Annotated in this window: 21 protein-coding genes; 20 read left to right on the plus strand and 1 reads right to left on the minus strand. The window is 50.1% G+C overall.

Annotation, left to right across the window (positions count from 1 at the left end; genetic code table 11):
• The first annotated feature begins 7 nt into the window (after positions 1 to 7).
• The 20 genes from HMPREF9069_RS04450 to HMPREF9069_RS04545 all read left to right on the plus strand — a co-directional run bounded on the left by HMPREF9069_RS04450 (position 8) and on the right by HMPREF9069_RS04545 (position 20066).
• Positions 8 to 829, plus strand: coding sequence for a metallophosphoesterase family protein (locus HMPREF9069_RS04450; protein WP_021625969.1), 822 nt, complete (start codon positions 8 to 10; stop codon positions 827 to 829).
• Positions 830 to 1345 carry a DNA-deoxyinosine glycosylase gene (locus HMPREF9069_RS04455; protein ID WP_021625970.1) on the plus strand — a complete coding sequence of 172 codons (516 nt, stop codon included), beginning with the start codon at positions 830 to 832 and terminating at the stop codon, positions 1343 to 1345.
• Positions 1345 to 2541, plus strand: coding sequence for an SGNH/GDSL hydrolase family protein (locus HMPREF9069_RS04460; protein WP_021625971.1), 1197 nt, complete (start codon positions 1345 to 1347; stop codon positions 2539 to 2541). Before HMPREF9069_RS04455 ends, HMPREF9069_RS04460 begins: the two co-directional genes overlap by 1 nt.
• 138 nt (positions 2542 to 2679) lie before the next feature.
• Positions 2680 to 3864 carry a deoxyguanosinetriphosphate triphosphohydrolase family protein gene (locus tag HMPREF9069_RS04465; RefSeq protein WP_084170327.1) on the plus strand — a complete coding sequence of 395 codons (1185 nt, stop codon included), beginning with the start codon at positions 2680 to 2682 and terminating at the stop codon, positions 3862 to 3864.
• Positions 3865 to 3888: 24 nt separating this feature from the next.
• Complete coding sequence (locus tag HMPREF9069_RS04470; RefSeq protein WP_021625973.1) at positions 3889 to 5211, plus strand: replication-associated recombination protein A; 1323 nt, start codon at positions 3889 to 3891, stop codon at positions 5209 to 5211.
• 58 nt (positions 5212 to 5269) lie between these two features.
• Complete coding sequence (locus HMPREF9069_RS04475) at positions 5270 to 5869, plus strand: DUF948 domain-containing protein (RefSeq protein ID WP_021625974.1); 600 nt, start codon at positions 5270 to 5272, stop codon at positions 5867 to 5869.
• Positions 5869 to 6261: an ATP-binding protein gene (locus HMPREF9069_RS04480; RefSeq protein WP_021625975.1), complete on the plus strand. Its 393-nt coding sequence runs from the start codon at positions 5869 to 5871 to the stop codon at positions 6259 to 6261. Before HMPREF9069_RS04475 ends, HMPREF9069_RS04480 begins: the two co-directional genes overlap by 1 nt.
• Complete coding sequence (locus HMPREF9069_RS04485) at positions 6251 to 7195, plus strand: SigB/SigF/SigG family RNA polymerase sigma factor (protein ID WP_021625976.1); 945 nt, start codon at positions 6251 to 6253, stop codon at positions 7193 to 7195. Before HMPREF9069_RS04480 ends, HMPREF9069_RS04485 begins: the two co-directional genes overlap by 11 nt.
• A 116-nt stretch (positions 7196 to 7311) precedes the next feature.
• Positions 7312 to 9951, plus strand: coding sequence for an alanine--tRNA ligase (gene alaS / locus HMPREF9069_RS04490; protein ID WP_021625977.1), 2640 nt, complete (start codon positions 7312 to 7314; stop codon positions 9949 to 9951).
• A 61-nt stretch (positions 9952 to 10012) separates the two neighbouring features.
• Positions 10013 to 10426 (plus strand): Holliday junction resolvase RuvX, encoded by a 414-nt coding sequence (ruvX, locus tag HMPREF9069_RS04495; protein ID WP_021625978.1) that lies wholly within the window; start codon positions 10013 to 10015, stop codon positions 10424 to 10426.
• 12 nt (positions 10427 to 10438) lie between these two features.
• A complete protein-coding gene (gene mltG / locus HMPREF9069_RS04500; protein WP_021625979.1) occupies positions 10439 to 11752 on the plus strand; it encodes an endolytic transglycosylase MltG in 1314 nt (437 codons plus the stop codon).
• Positions 11753 to 11765: 13 nt separating this feature from the next.
• On the plus strand, positions 11766 to 12278 hold the full coding sequence (locus HMPREF9069_RS04505; protein ID WP_021625980.1) for a YqeG family HAD IIIA-type phosphatase: 513 nt from the start codon (positions 11766 to 11768) through the stop codon (positions 12276 to 12278).
• The gene (locus HMPREF9069_RS04510; RefSeq protein WP_021625981.1) at positions 12275 to 12829 is read left to right on the plus strand and encodes a shikimate kinase; all 555 of its coding nucleotides are present in this window, start codon (positions 12275 to 12277) and stop codon (positions 12827 to 12829) included. The genes HMPREF9069_RS04505 and HMPREF9069_RS04510 overlap by 4 nt, the downstream gene beginning before the upstream one ends.
• On the plus strand, positions 12826 to 14055 hold the full coding sequence (locus HMPREF9069_RS04515; RefSeq protein WP_021625982.1) for a dehydroquinate synthase/iron-containing alcohol dehydrogenase family protein: 1230 nt from the start codon (positions 12826 to 12828) through the stop codon (positions 14053 to 14055). Before HMPREF9069_RS04510 ends, HMPREF9069_RS04515 begins: the two co-directional genes overlap by 4 nt.
• A 2-nt stretch (positions 14056 to 14057) precedes the next feature.
• Positions 14058 to 15176, plus strand: coding sequence for a M24 family metallopeptidase (locus HMPREF9069_RS04520; RefSeq protein ID WP_021625983.1), 1119 nt, complete (start codon positions 14058 to 14060; stop codon positions 15174 to 15176).
• Positions 15177 to 15783: 607 nt separating this feature from the next.
• Entirely contained in the window at positions 15784 to 16773 is a 990-nt protein-coding gene (locus tag HMPREF9069_RS04525) for a PTS sugar transporter subunit IIB (RefSeq protein ID WP_035438477.1), read from the plus strand.
• Between the two features lie 12 nt (positions 16774 to 16785).
• The gene (locus HMPREF9069_RS04530; protein ID WP_021625985.1) at positions 16786 to 17595 is read left to right on the plus strand and encodes a PTS mannose/fructose/sorbose transporter subunit IIC; all 810 of its coding nucleotides are present in this window, start codon (positions 16786 to 16788) and stop codon (positions 17593 to 17595) included.
• Between the two features lie 20 nt (positions 17596 to 17615).
• The gene (locus tag HMPREF9069_RS04535) at positions 17616 to 18593 is read left to right on the plus strand and encodes a PTS system mannose/fructose/sorbose family transporter subunit IID (protein ID WP_021625986.1); all 978 of its coding nucleotides are present in this window, start codon (positions 17616 to 17618) and stop codon (positions 18591 to 18593) included.
• 199 nt (positions 18594 to 18792) lie between these two features.
• Positions 18793 to 19197, plus strand: coding sequence for a DUF956 family protein (locus HMPREF9069_RS04540; RefSeq protein ID WP_035438568.1), 405 nt, complete (start codon positions 18793 to 18795; stop codon positions 19195 to 19197).
• A 2-nt stretch (positions 19198 to 19199) separates the two neighbouring features.
• The gene (locus HMPREF9069_RS04545; protein ID WP_021625988.1) at positions 19200 to 20066 is read left to right on the plus strand and encodes a hypothetical protein; all 867 of its coding nucleotides are present in this window, start codon (positions 19200 to 19202) and stop codon (positions 20064 to 20066) included.
• A 114-nt stretch (positions 20067 to 20180) separates the two neighbouring features.
• On the opposite strand, the gene HMPREF9069_RS09570 is transcribed toward HMPREF9069_RS04545, so the two are convergent.
• The coding region (locus tag HMPREF9069_RS09570; protein ID WP_232204042.1) for a hypothetical protein at positions 20181 to 20471 on the minus strand (291 nt) is incomplete at its 5' end.

The following is a 20471-nucleotide window of genomic DNA, read 5'->3' on the forward strand; positions in this document are numbered from 1 at the left end:
GGTAGCGATGGCGACTTATGTTTTTTCGGACGTGCATGGTCATGCAAGGGCGCTTGAGCGCCTACTTGACCGTATCTCACCTGCTACCGAAGATCGTATCTTTATGTTGGGTGACATGATTGACAGAGGACCTGATCCCCTGGCTGTCCTGCGTATTTGTCGTGAGCTTGCCGATGGGGGAGCCACCGTGCTGATGGGCAATCACGAAGATTTAATGCTTGCTTATTACGATGACCCTGGCGATCCGGCAAACTTTGCCAATTGGGCAATAAATGGCGGCGGTACCACCAAAGAGCAGCTCGAGACTCTACCCAAAGAAGAGTTCCTTGACATGCTTGATTGGGTGCGCGCCTTGCCGCTTTCTGCTTATACACGTGTCTCGGGGCAGCTCTATCTCTTTGCTCATGCGGGCATTCAGCCAATAACTCCTGTGCCTGCAACGGCGATTGATGCGACTGCTAGTGATGAAGACCGCATTCATGCCATTGTGGACAAACAGAACCCCGAAGAATTGATGTGGGTGCGTCAGGAGTTTTGGGGACGCCCTACTGGCCTTGTAGATAAAGAAGGCAAAGGCATCATTGTTGTTGCAGGTCATACGCCTACTCCCTATTTAGACAGTATGGCTGACCGCCCTGATCGTAGCGGCGCTGGTGAGGATGGTTTGGGTCGCATGGTACGTGTGGGCGCCTGTGCAGAGACAGGCCATGTGGCCGATCGTTGGGATATCGACTCAGGCTGTGCGGGTGGCTATGGCTTTGGCAAGCTGCTTTTCCTGCGTCTTGATGATGGGTCGGAATTTTATGAGCCAGTGGGCAAGGACGAATAAATGCAAGTCTCCCAGTTGGTGACCCATCCGTTGTCACCAATTTTTGATAAGCAAAGCCGTGTGCTCTTGTTAGGTACGATGCCCAGTCCACTATCGCGTGAGCTGGGGTTTCACTATGCCAATCCACGCAATCGCTTTTGGGCGGTCATCTCAGCTCTTTGGCAGGAAGAAAAACCCACAACTGATGCTGAGCGCCACGATTTTTGCCATAGGCATCGTCTTGCCATTGATGATGTGCTGGCAAGTTGTCATATCTCGGGTGCCGCAGACTCAACCATCACAGATGCAGTGCCTAATGATTTGCATCGCATTTGTGACTATGCATCCATTCAGAAGGTATTTTGCACGGGGTCTACAGCAACGCGCTTTTACCGCAAGCTGATTGAACCAAACTTAGGTCTACCCTGTATCCAGTTGCCATCGACAAGTCCTGCTAATGCGCGTATGCGTCTTGCGGATTTAATCGTGGCATGGGAACCAGTGCGCATTGCCGCCGATGAGGCGGGTGAGTTGTAGTGAGTCTGATACAAATGATTGAGGATGCAGAATATCACTCGCTGCTAATTGAAGCGTCAGCCGCAGACTTTTTGCATGGCGCACTCGAGCTGTCTGAAGGCGATTTTGGCTGGAAACAGCCCATGCGTTTCTTGTCTGTACAGCAACGTGCTCTAGGTAGTTGTCAAGCATGGCATCCAGGGCTTTATCGTCACATGGGGCGTACGAGTGCAGGAATTTGTCTTGAGTTTGAGACGGATTCTACCGAAGTTGCTCTTGAGCTGCGTGCCCAGCCACTTTGGGGCGGAATAAAGACACTGGTGGCATCTGCTGTTATGGGCAATGAAAACTATGACGGTGTTTCTTGTGAGGTTGACGGCAGATGGCTTGCGCCCTCATGGGGCCAACCGCGTATGCCAACTGCCGAGGATGTAGCCCCCATAGAAGATTTTGCTGACGAGAAACCGAAAGAAAGACAGCTCCGCCGTGATCCTGGTCGTCTGGTGAGTTTTGTGCTCAGTGATTCTGCGACAGCTGCATCAGCTGGTTTAATGGCACTTCCCGGGTTAGGGAAAACACATCATGTACGTTTGTGGTTACCCTGCCTCTATGCAGTAGAAATTCGCCGACTTTTTGGTGATGGTACCTTTCTAAAAGCCGTAGACATGCGCCCAGTTTTGCTGGTTATGGGTGATGCGGCTACTCAAGGACTTGCAGCGGGAGATCCCGCACGCACTTGGGCAGCGCGACTTGCGCGTATAAATGATTGGGATTTGCTTAATCAAGGTATCGTGGGCCAGGTATTCCAGCCTGGTATGGCAGCAAGTCTTTATGAAGCAAAACTTTCACTTGCAGGCATTGTGGTGTCTTTTGGCGAGAGTTTGCGTCATGAGCAGTGTCAAGAGCGAGAAGTTGCCCGCAACGTCAGAGCTTTTCTAGCTGAAATTGCTCGCATGTGGCCGCACACTCCTTGTTGGGTATTGACACCGTTTTGGCATGATGAGGATAATTCGCCAACTCACCCTCACAGTTGCTTTGAGAGTTTGCTGCCTATGCTTGAAGCCAATGTTGCTGCTCATGATGAGATGCGTCTTGTAGATGGATGTGAGCTTATGGAATGTCGCTCACGTGCTCTTGGGGGTAACAGCGGTTTGCCAGGGGATGCAGCGCACAAGTCCATTGCCCACCGTTTGGAAGCTATATTCCAAGAGTATTGAATCTGCTGTCCGGGTGAGCGTCTATACTTTTCCTCAGACAAACAATGATGCCCCTGAGGAGGAGCTGTGGATATCGAAAAAGAAGCTCGGGTCAATCGTCTTGCACCCGATTTGCCCATCAAAATCTCTGCTGAAACTATGGCCCGTGTTGCTGATTTGCGCGCGTCAGGTCAGATGTCGCCTTTTGCGTGCAAAAATACTTCAGCAATTCGTCGTGACCTTTCTGATCGTGATCGCGACACGGCTCTGCGTCCTGCTTTTTTGCGTGATATCGAAAAAATTATGCACATGGGCGCTTACAATCGTCTTGCAGGCAAGACGCAGGTCTTTTCTTTTCGCGCAGATGACGATTTGGCTCGCCGTGGTCTGCATGTGCAGCTAGTAGGTCGTGTTGCTCGTGATATTGGCCGAGGCTTAGGCCTTAATGAAGACCTCATTGAGGCTATTGCATTGGGTCACGATATTGGACATACCCCTTTTGGGCATGTCGGGGAACGCTACCTTGATACGATTTTCCATGAGCGTACGGGTCGCTATTTTCGCCATAACGTTCAGAGTGTGCGGGTGCTTGATGTGCTGGGTGGGCGCAATCTTACCTTGCAGACTCTTGATGGCGTGATTTGTCACAATGGCGAGTTTGAACAGCAAGTTTTTGAGACGAGTGGTCTTACTAGTTTTGACACCTTTGATCGTGTTGTAGATTCTTGTTGGGAGCGCGGTGATGAAGTTATCTCTCATATGCGTCCGATGACGCTTGAGGGTTGTGTTGTGCGCGTGTCCGATATGATTGCTTATGTAGGCAAAGATCGCCAAGACGCTATCCGTGCAGGTCTTGCAAGTGAAGAAACCTTTGATGATGGCTTGGGAGGCGCTTACAATTCTTGGGCGCTTTCTGCCTTTATTGCCGATGTTGTTGAGAATAGTTTTGGCAAAGATCGAATTGAGATGAGTGAGCAGGGCTTTGCTGAGCTGCGCCGGGCTAAGCGTGAAAATGCGACAAAGATTTATACCTCCAGTGAGGTTAATGGTGATTTTGCAGGGCCGATTGAGGATTTCTTCTCAGGTCTGTATATGCACGAGCTGGAGGCGCTCAAATCGGGCGATACTAGTTCTGCCATTTTTGTTCAGCATATCGAGCCTATATGTCGTCATTTGGCACCCTATGGCAATACTTATCGTTGGGAAGATGATCTCGATCTAACGGTGATGGATTTTATATCTTCAATGACAGATGAGTATTTTATGGCCAGCTGTGAGGCACTTTTTCCAGAGGCTGCTGAAATCTTCCCACGTCGTACTTATTTTGAGGGCATCTTGCCCTAGGCGTAGTGCGCTACTATCAAGAATATGGATACACTTTTTTCTGACATAGAACGTTATAAGCGCAATCTCAATGCGCCGCTTGCTGTTCGTATGCGTCCACAAACTCTTGCTGAGTATGTGGGACAAACAGAAGCGGTAGGCGAGGGGAGTTGGCTACGCCGTGCCATTGAGCGCGATGCTCTATCTTCAGTGCTTTTTTATGGTCCTGCAGGTACTGGCAAAACGACCTTGGCGCATATCATTGCTAATACCACTCATGCTGAATTTGTTGAGGTCTCAGCTATCACGGGTACTGTCAAGGATCTACGCCGCGAGATTGAGCTTGCAAGTAGTCGCCTGTTAAGTTCTGGGCGCCGCACGATTTTGTTTGTTGATGAGATTCATCGCTTTAATCGTTCACAGCAAGATGCCCTGCTTCACGCCGTGGAAGACAGGACGGTAGTGCTCATTGGTGCTACTACCGAAAATCCTTTCTTTGAAGTAAATTCTGCTTTGATTAGTCGTTCAAGGGTTATCGAGTTGCATCCTTTGAGTGACGAAGATATTCGTGAGCTTGTAACTCGTGCACTAACGAGCCAAAACGGTCTTGCGGGAATGTATGCTCTGGCGCCTGAGGCGCTCACGGAGATTGTTACTCTTGCGGGTGGCGATGCCCGTGCTGCGCTGACAAGCTTGGAGCTTGCAAGTCAGATGAGCGATCCGGGCACTCCTGAAGCGCCCTCTACTATTACCCTCGAGCATGTGCGGGACGCCAATCCTCGTCGAGGCTTGACCTATGACAAATCTGGCGACATGCACTATGACATTATTTCGGCTTTTATCAAGTCGATGCGTGGGTCGGATCCTGATGCCGCACTTTACTGGTTGGCTCGGATGATTGATGGGGGAGAAGATCCCAAATTTATTGCCCGTCGCATCATGATTGCTGCATCCGAAGATATCGGCAATGCTGATCCGCAAGCTCTGCTTGTGGCAGAAGCTGCATTTAAGGCAGCAGAAGTGATTGGCTATCCTGAATGTCGTATTAATCTTGCACAAGCAGCCATCTATAACGCTTTGGCTCCCAAATCCAATGCTGCCGAAGCGGGTATTGATGCAGCTTTAGCCGAAGTACGGCAGGGTCCTCGCCGCGAAGTGCCCAGCCATTTGCGTGACCGTCATCGCCCTGGCTCCGATGAATATGGTAGCTATCTCTATCCACATGACTACCCTGCGGGTTGGGTAGAACAGCAATATCTGCCTGACGGTTTGAAAAAAGGTGATTTCTATACTCCGAGCGCGCGCGGTTGGGAGGCATGGCGTATAGAGGCGACAGGACGTGACCGTATAGAACAGTCAGGCAAGTAGTGCTGTCAAGTTGGGTAGAATGTGCTCAACATTGCAGTTAATGTATCTGGAGGCTTGAATGGAACCGCTACAGATTGCGCTCATCGTCTTGGTTGTCGCAGGCATTTGGGCCATTGTTGAACTTGCTCTTACGCTGCGCAAGACTCGCAGCGCTGTTGAGGAAGTTACGCACTCCGCACATGAGGCTATCGAGCAAGTCCAGCCTATTATCGCTAAGGCCGATGGTATGGTTGACGATTTACAGCCTTCCATGAAGCGTGTCGATCCTATGTTGCTCAAGGCAATTACATCGGTAGATTTACTTAATGCCAATTTGGCAGAGCTTGATGGTATCTTGAGCGATGTGTCCAATGTCTCGGGCGCTGCTTCTAATGCAACAGTTGCTGCTGGTGAGGTTGTTGATCATGCTGCTTCTGCTGCTGCAGGATTAGTCAACAAGATTACTGGCAAAAAGAACAAGATTGCTCCAGATGCTCTGCATGCTGCCCACGAACCCGCACGCTTGACTGATGCCAGTGAATCCGAACCATCTGCTGCTGATTCAAACGAGACTGCTCCTGAGTCTGCGCCAACACAGGCGGCTAGTGGGTATGTGACCTATGACACAGCAGCTGAATCTAACACAGCAGCTGAATCTACTACTGAGGAGCAGGAATAATGCAGGATCTAGTAAGTTTGAATGTCCCCGCAGAGCCTAACTATGCGCGTTCTGTTCGTATGTTGGCGGCCACTCTGGCAGTTTCTTGCGGCATGTCGGTAGATGATGTCGAAGATGTGCGTATGGCTGCCGAGGAAGGTTTTGTGTATGCTTGCTCGACTGCGCCCAAGAGTTGTGGCATTAGTTTTGAGCTGGCACCCAATGAGGTCACCATCGACTTTAGCCTTGGTCTTAATGAAGCGGATCCTGACCAAGACAACGAGGCTGAACTCGCGGGCGACCTTGATTTGGTAGCTCTTCTTCTTGAGGCGGTGTGCGATGAGTTTTTGCTGATGGACAGCGATGAAGGCTCATATCTACACCTCGTGAAGAGGACGGCACATGTCGAGTAACGAAACTTTTCCCACTACTAATAGCGAGCCAAAATTGGCTTTGGGCGCTGTTGCAGATAAGCCTAACAGTTCTCATTTGCCCTTGTCTGAGCTTAGCCAGACAGATGAGGCACGCTCTGCTCGTCGTCGTGCTCGCGCCCGCGCTCGTGTGAGTGGACGTCCCGTTTGGGATCGCGACCGTACAAGTGAGCTCTTTGCTCAGTATCGTGCAGGTGATGAAGACGCTCGTCAGCAACTTATCGTCAATCACCTCAACTTGGTGCGTTTTTTGGCTTCCAAATTTAAGAACCGCGGAGAACCGCTGGAAGACCTCATTCAGGTGGGTACTATCGGTCTTATCAAGGCGATTGACCGTTTTGAGCCCGATCGTGGTCTTGAGTTTACTACCTATGCCACACCTACCATCATGGGTGAGATTAAGCGCCACTTCCGCGATAAGGGCTGGTCGGTGAGGATACCTCGTCGTCTACAAGAGCTCTCCCAAAAGGTTTCTGTAGCTACCGAGACCCTAACTCGCGAACTACAGCATTCTCCTTCGGTGGAAGAACTTGCCGAGCACGTGGGTGCTACGGTGGATGAAGTGCTGGAAGCTATGGAGTCTTCGAGTGCCTATAGCTCAGTGCCACTGGAGTCAGGTAAGAGCGAAGATGATGAGTCGGCAGCTGTTATTGATCGCTATGTCACGATTGACCAAGACCTTGAGGGTTCCGATGACCGTATGTTGCTTGAGCAAGCGATGACGGACTTCTCACCTCGCGAGCGTGATATTGTGCGCATGCGTTTTGTTGAAGGCCTCACACAAGTAGAGATTGCCGAAAAGCTAGGCATCTCTCAGGTGCAGGTTTCTCGTTTGCTGCGCCGTACTTTGAGCAAAATGCAAGAGCGCATTGAAGCCAAGCCCAAGGACAAGTCAGAGGATAAGACCAAAAAATAGCAAATTGCGGGCTTTTGTGACCCTTGTAGGTTTAGCACTCTTCTTTGCGGAAGCGCTGATACAGCATATACTGTGAGGGTTGCACAGGCATCCGATTGATGAATGGAAGACAATCCATGAGCACGTCTGATCGAAAGTACATGACCACTGCAGAAATCCGCGAGGACTTCTTGCGCTTTTTTGAAGGCAAGGGCTGCAAACTTTATCCCTCGTCTTCCCTTGTTCCCGAGGATCCTTCGTTGCTTCTTGCCAATGCGGGCATGAATCAGTTCAAGGAGTACTATCAAGGCATAAAGACTATGCATGAGATTGGTGCGACATCTTGCCAAAAGTGTCTGCGTACCAATGATATCGATAATATCGGCGACTCTCGCCACTTGTCCTTCTTTGAAATGTTGGGCAATTTTTCTTTTGGTGGCTATTCCAAGGCAGATGCTATTGCTTGGGCTTGGGAGTTTATTACCTCGCCTGAACATCTGGGTCTTCCCGCCGATCGTCTCTATATGACAGTTTTTGAGAACGATGATGAGGCTATCGAGCTGTGGCACAAACAGGGTGTGGCATACGACCATATCTCGCGCTTGGGTGAGGAAGACAATTTCTGGGCAGCGGGTCCTACGGGTCCCTGTGGTCCTTGTTCTGAGATTTATTTTGACCAAGGTTCTGAATTTGAGGGTGAGGCGCCCGGGGACGATGGAGACCGTTTCCTTGAGTTTTGGAATCTTGTGTTTACCCAATACGACCGTCAAGAGGACGGTTCGATGCCCGACCTACCTCACCGCAATATCGATACAGGCATGGGTCTAGAGCGTATTGCTGCCATCATGCAGCATCAACACACCAACTATGAAGGTGATGTTTTGCGCACGCTCATTGGCGTAGGCGAGCAGCTTTCGGGTAAGAGTTACGGCGAGGATGAGTCGGTTGATCGCAGTCTGCGTATTGTGGCTGACCATAGTCGTGCGGTGACTTTTATGATTGGTGACGGTATCCTGCCGGGCAACGATGGCCGTGGTTATGTTCTGCGTCGCTTGCTGCGTCGTGCTGTCTACCATGGTCGCCTGTTGGGTATCAACGGCTCCTTTTTGACTTCCTATACCCACGAGGTGGCTCGTCTTTTGGGTGATGTGTATACCTCATTGACCGAGCAGCAAGCACTTATTGATGGCATTGTTGGTGCCGAAGAAGAGCATTTCTCGGCTACGTTGGATGCTGGTGAAGCAATTCTTGCAGCTGAGCTTGACAAGCTTGCTGCTGACGAGGTTTTGCCTGGCGCTGTAGCTTTCCGTCTGCATGATACCTACGGTTTCCCCATTGATTTGACACGTGAGATTTGCGAGTCTCAGGGCCGCAGCATCGATATGGATGGTTTTGATGCGTGTATGGCCAATCAGCGTGAACGCGCACGTGCTGCAGCCAATCGCGATGCTTGGTCTACCGCTGGTAGTATCTGGGTAAGTCTTTCGGATCGTTTGCCCGAAACTGAGTTTGTGGGGTATGACCACGAATATCTTGAGGGTGCCAAGGTGATTGCTCTGATTGCTGAGGGCACTGAGATTGAGCAAGTTGTTGCTGGTAGTGAGGTTGAAGTTGTGCTTGACTCTACACCTTTCTACGGTGAGATGGGTGGCGAAGTCGGTGATACTGGCTATCTTGAGACCGCTGATGGGGCTGTTTTGCGTGTCAATGACACCAAGCATCATGAGGGCGGCATTGTTGCTCATGTCTGCACGGTTGAGGAAGGCACGCTCACTTTAGGCTCTGCCGTAACTGCCACTGTTGATCACGGTCGTCGCGAGCTTATTCGCCGCAACCACACCGCAACTCACCTATTGGATTCTGCTTTGCGTGAGGTATTGGGCGAGCATGTGAGCCAAGCTGGTTCGCTGGTGGCTCCCGATAAACTGCGCTTCGACTTTACTCACTTTGAGGCTTTGACCGCAGACCAGCTTGCCCGCGTTGAAGGCATTATCAATGCCGAGATTTTTGCGGCAAAGCCTGTTGTTACGCAGCTTATGAGCATTACTGAGGCAAAGGCAGCAGGTGCTATCGCATTGTTTGGTGAGAAGTACGCCGATGTTGTCCGTGTGGTATCTGTCGGTGAAGAAGATCACCCCTTCAGCCGTGAACTTTGCGGTGGTATTCATGCTCATAACTCTGCCGATCTAGGCTTCTTCAAAATTATTTCTGAGAGTTCTTCGGGTGCAAATATCCGCCGTATCGAAGCTGTGACCTCTGCTGGTGCAATTTCTTATGTTGATGAGCGCTTGCAAGTACTTGATGAGGTAGCTGCGGCGCTGAAGTGCAAGGCGAGTGATGTTCCTGCTCGAATTGCAGCACTTACCGCCGAGCTGGCTGATACTCGCAAGAAGGCACGTGAGGCAAAGGCTACCGTATCTGCTGCTGATCGTACAACAGTTGAATTTGAGGGTTATAGTTGCGTTTTTGCCAAGCTTAATGGTATGGGTGGTCGTGATTTGAGGTCCGTTTGGGATAACATTCGTGACAGCGCTCACAAGCCCGAAATTGCCTGTGTGCTTGTCTCGGCTACTCCTGATGGCAAAGTTGCGCTTCTTGCTGCGGCAAGTGATTCTGCTGTGGATGCTGGTTTTGATTCTGGCAAGCTTATCTGTGAGATTGCAGGTCTTGTTGGCGGTCGTGGCGGTGGCAAAGCTGGCATGGCTCAAGCTGGTGGTGCAGATGTTGCTGGTATTGATGCAGCACTTGCTAAGGCCCAGCAGTTACTGAGGTCATAAATGCACTTGATTACAAACCTAGCAGCATCGTGTTGTTAGGCTTGCCTGAAAGGTCGACGGAATGAGAGCTTTGGCACTGGATATCGGAGAGGTGCGTGTAGGTATTGCAGCAAGCGATGCAAGCGGCATACTTGCCTTTCCTGTCAAAGTTCTGCCAGCGCAAGAAGTGCTGGGTCATGCAAAGACATTTCGTCGTGTGTTGGAAGATTATGAGCCCGAGGTGTTGGTCTGTGGTAGACCTCTTACCTTGGCAGGTGAGGATGGTGCGCAAGCTGCTCGTCTGACTGCTCAAGCAGAGCGTATTGCCAAAAGCTGCGGTCTTCCCCTGGAATTTGCTGATGAAAGGCTCTCCTCTAAGGAAGCAAAGCGTATCCTCCGTGAGGAGGGGAGAAGTGAGAAAGAGATGCGTGGAATGGTTGATATGGTTGCCGCATCGGTATTTCTCCAAACCTGGCTTGATGCCAGGAAGGACTGAAAGGGCGAGTCGATGGCAGACCGTAGCTCCGAGGCCCGGCACAGGGGCTCTCATTTCGCAACAAAGCAAAACCCCAAGGTGTCGTCAAAACTTCCTACCCTAGATGATTCTGACGCCAAGATAATGGGTACAGGTACCATTTCGTCGCGTAGTGTCGCAGCTACACGTCATGTTGCAAAAGGCAGTAAGCGTAGGCACCATGGTACGCGCACGCGTGCTGCTCAGGCGCAACTGGGCAATGGTACTCATGGCAGACAGCAGCCAAACAAAGCTCATTGGCCGCGCGTACTCATTAGTCTTGTGTTGGTGGCGCTTATTCTTGGTGCTGCTTATATCTTTGTGTTGCCCATGGTAAAAGACCTAACTGAACCCGAGACTCCCAAGGTTGAGGCGGGCAAACAGGTCACCATTACCATCCCCGAAGGTTCTGGTGCTGCGTCGATTATTCAGCAACTCCTTGATGCAGGTGTTATCAGCGATCAGGCGAGCTTTGCCAATGCTCTCAAGCAACAGGGTGCCGATTCCAAGCTCAAGCCTGGTACCTATAACTTCATCACAGGCAGCAAAGACCAAAATGTTATTGATCTATTGATCGCAGGACCTAATGCCTCTGCTAATACAGTGATCATTCCAGAAGGCTCGACTGTGGCTCAGACTGCTGTCTGCGTTGAAGCCGCGCTTAAGATTCCTGCCAAGGATTTTATGGCTCAGGCAAAGGCTTCCAAATATGTAGCTGATTATGCCTTTCTTAAGGAGGCTGCTGCAACCGAGCAGGACTCGCTTGAAGGCTATCTCTATCCCAAAACTTATAACTTTGATGGCAAGGATGCATCAGCAGATGCCGTTATCCGCACTATGCTCGACCAATATGTAACCGAACTTTCCAAGCAGGACTTTGGTGCTGCCGAAAAGAAACTTAAGAGTAGCTACAACGTCGAATTATCTGATTATCAGATTTTGAAACTTGCTTCCATTATTGAGAAGGAAGCCATTAAGGACGATCAACGCGCCAATATTTCTTCGGTTTTTTATAATCGCCTAAAGGCTGGTATGGCGCTGCAGAGCGATACAACGATGGCGTATGCGTTGGGTCATGAGATAAAGCTGCCCGAGGAAAACCACCAAGATAGTCCCTACAACTCCTATGATCACCAAGGGGTTTCTATTGCGACACCTATCTGCTCACCTTCACTTGCTTCGATTCAAGCAGCATTAGAACCTGCGTCAACGGATTATCTGTACTTCTGGATTACTCAGAAGGGCGAGCACTTCTCCAAGACCGAGTCTGAACATACCAAAACCTACAACGAGCATCTGAGCTCCTAGGGCGGGAACTAAGATGGCAGTAATTCATCCGTATCGTTATGTTGCGCGCATAGAGTACATTGACCTTGATGAACTCTATAGCCAAGGTATTCGTTGTATTTTGTTTGATCGAGATAACACCGTGGTGCCACGCGATTCCAAGGTGGCACCTCCCGAAGTCATGACGTGGTTTGACCGCGCGCGTGACCTTGGTATGCGTGTCTGCATGGTGTCAAACAACATTCACAGTGCCGCTGTTGAAGCTTCTGCAGCAAGGCTCAAAAGCGATGTCATTCATCATGCTATGAAGCCTGCGCCCTTCTCTATTAAGGCGGCCCTTCGTAAGGAGGGCGTGGAGGCGCAGCAAGCGGTAATGATTGGTGACCAAGTAATGACCGATGTGATTGCAGGCAATCTTGCTGGCGTGCGTACTATTCTTGTGCGCCCTCAGTGCCGTACCGACCTTTGGTACACTCACATTCTTCGTCTCATTGAGGCGCCGATTTTGTGCGGTAAAGACTTTGAGGGTGAGGCCGAGGAGCTGTGAGTTGCTCACCGCAAGCCGCAGGCTATATTGTCCATGAGGGCTGTGACCATATCTTTTTTATTGGTTTTCTCGGCGCGGGAAAATCGACCATTGCTCGCAATCTAGGGCATATGTTTCACCGTCCCTATGTTGATACCGACCGTTTGGTCGAGCGAAAACTCTGCAAATCGGTTTGCGAAATCTTTGAACAAGATGGTGAAGCAAGCTTTCGCCGTGCTGAGGAAGCTGTGCTAAAAAATCTAAAGCAAAGAAAGTCTTTGTTGGTAAGTTGTGGTGGTGGCATTATCGAGAGACCACACTGTTGTCAGTTGATGAAAGAAATGGGCTCAATCGTTTTTCTGGATGGCGATTTTGATGATTCATTGCGTCAGATTCAGCATCCCGAGAAACGGCCTGATTTTAGGACAGCTAAAGAAGCAGAGACTCTGTACTGGCAGCGCCGACCGCTCTACGAAGCGATTGCCGATCATGTAGTGGATATTCGGGGTAAGTCTTTTGATGCTGTTGCGAGTGAGGCGGCAAGTCTTTTGTGGGAAGAGGGACTATTGTGAGCGAGATAAGCAAAGAAACTTCTGAACTAAAGACTCAAGATCAAGATGCGGTCAAGCAGGATACCGTGGTCGAGGAGATGTCTGAGCTTGACGGGCCTGTTACGTCAGAAGAACCTTTTTCTTCTAAGGCTGAGGTCATTCGTCAGTGGATTTCTCTGGTCAAAGGTTCCTGCGATGTACGTGTAGGCTCAGGTGCCATCGTCTCGATGGGTGAGGTTATGCGTGGCTCAGTTACCAGTGCGCGCAGGAGCCTTTTGCTTGTAGAAGAGGGGAGTCCTGCCGAACTTGTTGAAGAAACGCGTCGTGAGCTTACCGATGCTGGTTTTGTTGTTGCGCGCTACGATTTACCCGCTAACACAAACCGTTCTATGGCATCAGCAAATCTACTGGCAGAAGCCCTTGCCCAGACATGCATTACTTCTGATGATCTGATTTGTGCTGTGGGTACTTCCACGTTGATGAGTCTTGCTACCTATGTGAGCACAAACTGGTGCGGTGCAACTGAGCTGTGCTGTGTACCTTGTGATCTCTTCGCCGCCATAAGCGGTCTTATTACACCTCTCGGTCTAGATGTTGCTGGCAAAGAGGAGCTTATTCGCTTTCCTGGCAAGGCCAAACATGCCTTTATTGACTTTGACTTTCTTACGGCAGATCTGAGCAGTGAGTCTGCGATGCATACCCGTGCCTTGATGGTGCAGTCAGCACTTGCTGACTCCGAGCGAAGCTTTTCGACGCTTTGGGATCGGGCTGACGACATAGTTGCAGGTGATTTGCCAACGCTTTCACTGCAGATTGTTGATACGCTCAAGTCGCGTGGCAATCTCGTGTCTGCTACCTCGGCTGCAGTACGCCAGTCCATTGATCATGGCAGTACCTTTGTCCGTGCCCTCAAGACTTTGTTGCCTGCGAATATCCCTGAGTCTACGCTGTTGGCTGAATCCATGCGCTTTGCTTCACGTCTAGCTGCAGCGCAATCAGACTTCGCCATTGATGATGTGCTTGCCGTTGATGAGCTGCTTGAAAAATTTGAGCTTCCCATGCTGCAGGCGACAGTTGATCCCGATCAGATGATTGCCGCGCTCAAGGCGGTCTCATTTGAGCGTAGTTCGCGTTTCCTGTTAGGTCTACCGCGTTCTTTGGGTCGTGTACGTCTAGCAAATGTTGATGAGGATCTTTTAAAAGAGCATGCGAACGTATGGTGTGCTGTTCATAGAGTTGAGGAGTAAAGATGGAATACAGGTATGCAAATAGGGTTGCCGCCCTGCGGGAGTGGATGCGTAAATCAAGTTTTGATGCTTTGGTATTACGTAACAATCCAGATCTACGTTGGTTGACGGGTGCCGAACGTGTTTTTGATGACGAGATTGCTCATGTAGCTTTTGTTACTCCTGAAGGATTGTGGCTACATACAGATTCGCGTTACTTTGGCACCTTTGTAAATCGTTTGGGTACAGATGGTCCTTGGCAGCTTGATCAGGAGGTCATAAACCCTGCAGAGTGGGTGGTTCGCCATATTATTGAGTCAGGCGTTCATGCTGTAGCCATTGAAGATTCAATCTCCTTAGGTTTTTTTGATGAGCTCCAAGAGGAGCTGAAGCATAGCGGCGCTGATTGTACGCTGCCTCGTATGCACGAGGATATTGCCGCCAAATTGCGTGTTGTCAAAGATGATGAGGAGCTGGCACTGCTTCGTGAGGCCCAGCGTATTACCGATGATGCTTTTGAGCATATTTGCACATATATCCATGCGGGTATGACCGAGCTTGAGGTACGAGCAGAGCTTGAGGGATACATGCTTACTCATGGTGCTGAGGCACTGTCTTTTGCGAGTATTGTTGCTGCAGGTCCTAATGGTGCCAATCCTCATGCACAGCCTTCTGATTATGTGCTCAAGGATGGCGACATGGTTGTGCTGGATTACGGTGCGGGTTACCACGATTATCATGCCGATATGACCCGTACGGTTTGTGTAGGCAAGCCCAGCGATGAGGCTCGCAAGGTTTACGATATCGTACGCCAGGCAAACGAAAGTTGTGCTCGTGCTATCCATGCAGGTGTTATAGGTCGCGATATTCATGAACTAGCAGTCAAGCTTATTAGCGACGCTGGTTATGGTGAGTATTTTGGTCACGGCTTGGGCCATGGTGTTGGTATTCAGATTCATGAGAAGCCCAACTTCAATCGACGTAGCCTTGATGTGATTGGCGCTGGTTCGGTTATCACTGATGAGCCAGGTATCTACTTGCCTGGTAAGTTTGGTGTACGAATTGAGGATTGCGGTCTAGTAGACGAGCAGGGCTACCATCCCTTTAGTCGTATCAGTCATGATTTGATTTGCGTTGGCTAGTTTTACCGCACTGCATCCATAATGAATTTAAAGCTGCGCTTTGTTGTGCAGCTTTTTTATGAGATGTCACGTGTATCGCCTTCTCTTTTTAGACATGAAAGAGGGGAGGCAATGCAAAGTGAAATGCACATATATGTTGATATCAAAAATTAAAAGGTTTGTTTGCTGTGTATTTTTGAAAAGTTTTGTTCACTAATATTTAAAAGAATCAAGTATTTTTAAATTTTAAACTGTAATTTTTTACCTCCTTTAGAAATAGAGCTAAAGTTAGTCGAATGTAAAAGAAAAAAACTAGAACACCAACAACGCAGCATTACTCTATAAAAAGGCAGTAAAACAGCTAGTTCTATAGCTAAAGATATAAACTAAACTTTTATATATTCTCAAAAAATTTGTCTAACTGGTCTTTAAAAATGGAAGCTCTCACTTGTGTAGACTATTTGTATGAAGTATGATTAGTTGATGTACAAGTATGCAGAAACACCTAGATAGCACCGAGTACGTGCAAAAGAAACTTGTACATGTACGGGAAAGGGGGAATGCATATGCCGCTTTCTGCACCTGTAAACATTGGCAGCGATGCCCACGTCCTAAAGGAAGGAGAACGATGATCGGCATTATTGTCGCCTCTCACGGCCAGTTGGCCGAAGGGATTCTCGATACGCTTGGTATGTTTATGCCTGGCGAGAAGAATCTTGAGGCCTGCGTCCTGACACCCGATATGGGTCCGGATGACTACCGCGACAGGCTTGTTGCGGCGTCCAAAAAAATGGACGATCCAGAACAGCTCGTAATTCTGGCTGACCTGTGGGGAGGCACGCCTTTCAACCAGGCTTCTTTGCTCCTCAATGATCACCCCACTTGGGCTCTGATTACCGGTTTGAACCTGCCCCTGCTTATGGAGGCTGTCTCTGACCGTGAGGATTGTGAGACTGCCCTCAAGCTCGCAGGCAAGCTCATTGAGGTTGGCCGCGAGGGCATCAACGGCAAACCTGACTCCATTGTGCCTGCTGAGAAAGTAGCTGCCGCTGCTCCTGTTGCCACTCAAGGTGCCATTCCTCCGGGTACTGTACTTGGTGATGGTCACATCAAGCTTGCCCACGTGCGCGTGGACACCCGTCTGCTGCATGGTCAGGTTGCAACTGCATGGACCAAGACCATTCAGCCCGATCGCATCATCGTCGTGTCTGACAGCGTCTCCAAGGATGAGCTGCGCAAGACCATGATCGTTCAGGCTGCACCTCCTGGAGTTCACGTCCATGTTGTTCCTATGAGCAAGCTGATTGAGGTTTCCAAGGACGTCCGCTTTGGTAACACCAAGGTTTTCCTCCTCTTTGAGACTCCTCAAGAGGTGCTTGAGGCCATCAATAATGGTGTTGACATCAAGAAAGTCAACCTTGGTTCCATGGCTCACTCTGTGGGTAAGGTTGTTTGCAGCAACGCTATTGCTATGGGCCCCGAGGATGTTGAGTGCCTCGAGGAGCTCAAGGCAAAAGGCGTTGAGTTTGACGTTCGCAAGGTCCCGACTGATGCAGCCGAGAACTTCGAAGCCATGCTCAAGAAGGCAAAGTCCGAGCTCGCTGCTCAGGGCAAGTAAAGGAGGTCGAAAGTGAGCTTTATTAGCATCGTGCTCGTCATTATCGTGGCGTTCTTCGCTGGTATGGAGGGCATTCTCGACGAGTGGCAGTTCCACCAGCCTCTGGTGGCTTGTACTCTCGTTGGCTTGGTAACTGGTCACCCCGCAGAAGGCATCATGCTGGGCGGCTCGCTCCAGCTCATCGCTCTTGGTTGGGCAAACATCGGCGCAGCTGTCGCTCCTGATGCGGCTCTAGCCTCCATCGCCTCGGCCATCATTATGGTCAAGGGTCTGACTGGCGCTGCCAACGTCACCAGCGTTATCAGCACCTCCATAGCAGCAGCAGTTCCTCTGTCTGTTGCCGGTCTCTTCCTTACCATGGTCGTCCGTACAATTGCTATCCCTGTCGTTCACGCCATGGATGCAGCTGCTGATCGCGGCGACTTTGCAGCAATCGATCGTTGGCAGATGGCAGCTATCGCAATGCAGGGTGTCCGTATCGCTATTCCCGCAGCTGCTCTGTGCTTCGTTCCTGCTGAGGCAGTTCAGGCTGCTCTGTCTGCAATGCCCGCATGGCTTGCTGACGGCATGGCAATCGGCGGCGGCATGATTGCTGCAGTCGGTTACGCAATGGTTCTCAACATGATTGCTACCCCCGAAGTCTGGCCCTTCTTCGCCCTTGGCTTCGTCGTTGCAGCTATCTCTCAGCTCACCCTTATCGCCCTTGGTGTCATCGGTGTCTGCATCGCTCTGCTGTATGTCGGTCTCAAGGAGGCTGCTGCTAACGGTGGTGGCGGTGGTGGATCCACTGATCCCCTCGGCGACATTCTGGACAACTACTGATTTTAAGAGAGGAGACGAAAATGGCTGAAAAGATTACTCTTAGCAAGAAGGACCGCCTCGACGTCATGTGGCGTCATCAGTTCCTGCAGGGCTCTTGGAACTACGAGCGTATGCAGAACGGCGGCTGGTGCTATTCCATGGTTCCCGCAATCAAGCGCCTGTACTCCTCTAAGGAGGATCGGTCTGCTGCTCTGAAGCGTCACATGGAGTTCTATAACACTCACCCCTACGTATCCGCACCTGTTATCGGTGTTACGCTTGCTCTTGAGCAGGACCGTGCAAACGGCGCACCGATTGATGATGCAACCATTCAGGGTGTCAAGGTCGGTATGATGGGTCCCCTGGCTGGTGTCGGCGACCCTGTATTCTGGTTCACCGTACGCCCCATCCTTGGTGCCCTTGGCGCCTCGATGGCCGTTTCTGGTAACCCCGTTGGTCCTCTGCTCTTCTTTGTGCTGTGGAATGCAATTCGTCTTGCCTTCCTGTGGTACACCCAAGAGCTTGGTTATAACCTCGGTACTGAGATTACTAAGGACCTTTCTGGTGGCGTGCTGGGTAGGATCACCAACATCGCTTCCATTCTGGGTATGTTTGTTATCGGTGCCCTCGTCGAGCGTTGGGTTTCCATTACCTTTACCCCGACGGTCTCCACGCTTGAGAAGGTTGCTCCCGACAAGTTCGATGCTTCCTATCCCAACCTGATGGCTCTTTCTCAGGGCATTGCTGGTGGTCAGGTAACCCCCGACCAGCTTGCCGCTGGTGTTGCTGATGCAAACTCCGCTCTGAGTGTTGGTAGCGTCCAGGCTGTCGACGGTGGCTATCGTGTCGTTGCTACCGCAACCCTGCAGGATCAGCTCAACTCCCTGATTCCTGGTCTTGTCGCAGTACTTCTTACTTTGGGCTGCGCTAAGCTCCTCAAGAAGGGTGTCTCGCCCATCGTGATCATCCTTGCCCTCTTTGTGGTCGGCATCGTGTTCCATGTGATTGGCCTGATGTAAGTTTTCTGACGATTAGCTTCGTCACTTTGTGTTAGACGGGGTCGTACCCTGCCAGACTCACGACGCGCCTTTTGGCACAAGGAGTCGAGGGTACGACCCTTTTTTGTTAGGTTTGTTTGAGTGTTTTGGCTAAGATATACGCTACTCAGGAAGCATTCTAGATATCAGTCTAGAATCTATGCAGTTCGATAGGATTGGCATGGCACAGTCACTTAATAGCAGTGTTGATTTGACAATAAAAGCTACCTCGCTGCGAGCTATCAGCACCTATGGCAACGTTATGGTGGGCGACCGCGCGTTTGAGTATTACAACGAAAAAAACGTCGAAGACTATGTCCAAATTCCTTGGATCGAAATTGACCATATTGAAGCCGAGGTTCTTGGTAAGAAGAAAATCTCGCGCTTTTTGATATATACAAAAAAAGACGGTAAATTTGCCTTTTCTACTCGCGACAACATTGCAACACTGCGCGCGATGCGCAAGTATTTGCCTGAAGATGCAATGCGGAGCGGCCTAGGATTTTTTAAGGTTTTAAAGCTGGGAACTACTAAGGTTGGCCGTGATATTAAAGGTTTTTTTAGCGGCAACAAGGATAGGGGCTAGATATGGCTCGCAATGTGTATTACAAGCCTGTACGCCTCATTTTGGGCTTTATTGTAGGTGCTGTTATTGCCTATATTGTTGCAGCACGATTTGGTCTTGCCAACGCAAAGACAATCTCTATTGCCATGATTGCAGTAGCGTTGGTGCTGATGATTTTGGTACCACGTGTGTCTCCGCGTCGTATGACTTATGACCTTAATACACCAACTACTTCATCTATTATTGGTAACTTGGTAACACGTATGTGCACCACCTATTTTTCGATTGAGTTGTTGGTGGGCGCATTCTTTATTCACTATGGCTTTGATCGCGTATTCCTTTGCTTTTTTATACAGTTGGCACTGCTTATCGTTTTTGCATCGACCATTTCTTATGCGATGGCCCGTGATTCTCGCAAGGCTGGAGAAGAGGATCCCTTGTCTGCTCGTTTAGGGGCCGCTATGGGCACCGATAGAGTGGAGCAGCTTAAGCGCCAAGCCCGTTTGGCAAAAGCTGAAATGGCTGGTCTTGGCGATGAGGCTCGTGGCTATATTGTTGATTTGGTTGCTGCACTGGAGAAGGCTACCAAGCAGTCCTACGAGGGGACACTTAAGGTTGAGTCGCAGATTGGATCTTTGCTTGACCGCTTGGGTATGGCGGCACGCGACAATGACTCTGTTGAAGCTGCTGAATGTGCGCGACTTGCTGGCCTTTTAGTAGGGGAGCGCGAGAGCTACTTTAGCGGTGCGTTTGAGAGTATTGAGGCCGAGAAGGCTGAAGAGCGCAAACAAGAGTTTGACCGTCGTCGTGGTGAAGCGTTTATTAAGGCTTCGCGTGAGGCTCGCGCCAAAGAAAAGGCAGATAAAGCTGCGAGACGCAAGAATCATTAGGTTTCTTTGCTAGAGCTGGACCTGCTTGGCGTTTTGCTTATGCGGATAATTCAAACCGTGATTTTCGAAAAACGTAAGTTGTTTCGTGTGCCGTGCCAAACGCCACATATCGTTTCAATCGGCCCGGCTCTGCTTGTCAAACGTCACGTTCTGTTTCAGTCGGAGCAGCCCTGCTTGCCAAAAGCCACGTTCTGTTTCAGAAAAAATGTCAAAAGCCACACTCTGTTTCAAAGGACCTGACGTTTGCGCAGGTAGATTTTTTGGGCGTGAAGAGATACGTGGCTTTTGGCTAACAGAACGTGGCTTTTGGCACCTGGCATGAAACGGAGTGTGGCGTTTGGCACTTGGCATGAAACGGAACGTGGCTTTTGACAGGTAGGACTGCGACAGTTGAAACGATATGTG

The sequence above is a fragment of the Atopobium sp. oral taxon 810 str. F0209 genome, assembly GCF_000466405.1.
Lineage (GTDB): Bacteria > Actinomycetota > Coriobacteriia > Coriobacteriales > Atopobiaceae > Olegusella.

Excerpts from the sequence above, each read along its gene's own strand:
- mltG (WP_021625979.1), top strand. The coding sequence starts at position 10,439 with ATGGCAGACCGTAGCTCCGAGGCCCGGCACAGGGGCTCTCATTTCGCA.
- ruvX (WP_021625978.1), top strand. The coding sequence starts at position 10,013 with ATGAGAGCTTTGGCACTGGATATCGGAGAGGTGCGTGTAGGTATTGCA.
- HMPREF9069_RS04485 (WP_021625976.1), top strand. The coding sequence starts at position 6,251 with ATGTCGAGTAACGAAACTTTTCCCACTACTAATAGCGAGCCAAAATTG.
- HMPREF9069_RS04455 (WP_021625970.1), top strand. The coding sequence starts at position 830 with ATGCAAGTCTCCCAGTTGGTGACCCATCCGTTGTCACCAATTTTTGAT.
- HMPREF9069_RS04535 (WP_021625986.1), top strand. The coding sequence starts at position 17,616 with ATGGCTGAAAAGATTACTCTTAGCAAGAAGGACCGCCTCGACGTCATG.
- HMPREF9069_RS04450 (WP_021625969.1), top strand. The coding sequence starts at position 8 with ATGGCGACTTATGTTTTTTCGGACGTGCATGGTCATGCAAGGGCGCTT.
- HMPREF9069_RS04545 (WP_021625988.1), top strand. The coding sequence starts at position 19,200 with ATGGCTCGCAATGTGTATTACAAGCCTGTACGCCTCATTTTGGGCTTT.
- HMPREF9069_RS04480 (WP_021625975.1), top strand. The coding sequence starts at position 5,869 with ATGCAGGATCTAGTAAGTTTGAATGTCCCCGCAGAGCCTAACTATGCG.
- HMPREF9069_RS04465 (WP_084170327.1), top strand. The coding sequence starts at position 2,680 with ATGGCCCGTGTTGCTGATTTGCGCGCGTCAGGTCAGATGTCGCCTTTT.
- alaS (WP_021625977.1), top strand. The coding sequence starts at position 7,312 with ATGAGCACGTCTGATCGAAAGTACATGACCACTGCAGAAATCCGCGAG.
- HMPREF9069_RS04470 (WP_021625973.1), top strand. The coding sequence starts at position 3,889 with ATGGATACACTTTTTTCTGACATAGAACGTTATAAGCGCAATCTCAAT.
- HMPREF9069_RS04520 (WP_021625983.1), top strand. The coding sequence starts at position 14,058 with ATGGAATACAGGTATGCAAATAGGGTTGCCGCCCTGCGGGAGTGGATG.
- HMPREF9069_RS04525 (WP_035438477.1), top strand. The coding sequence starts at position 15,784 with ATGATCGGCATTATTGTCGCCTCTCACGGCCAGTTGGCCGAAGGGATT.
- HMPREF9069_RS04505 (WP_021625980.1), top strand. The coding sequence starts at position 11,766 with ATGGCAGTAATTCATCCGTATCGTTATGTTGCGCGCATAGAGTACATT.
- HMPREF9069_RS04475 (WP_021625974.1), top strand. The coding sequence starts at position 5,270 with ATGGAACCGCTACAGATTGCGCTCATCGTCTTGGTTGTCGCAGGCATT.
- HMPREF9069_RS04540 (WP_035438568.1), top strand. The coding sequence starts at position 18,793 with ATGGCACAGTCACTTAATAGCAGTGTTGATTTGACAATAAAAGCTACC.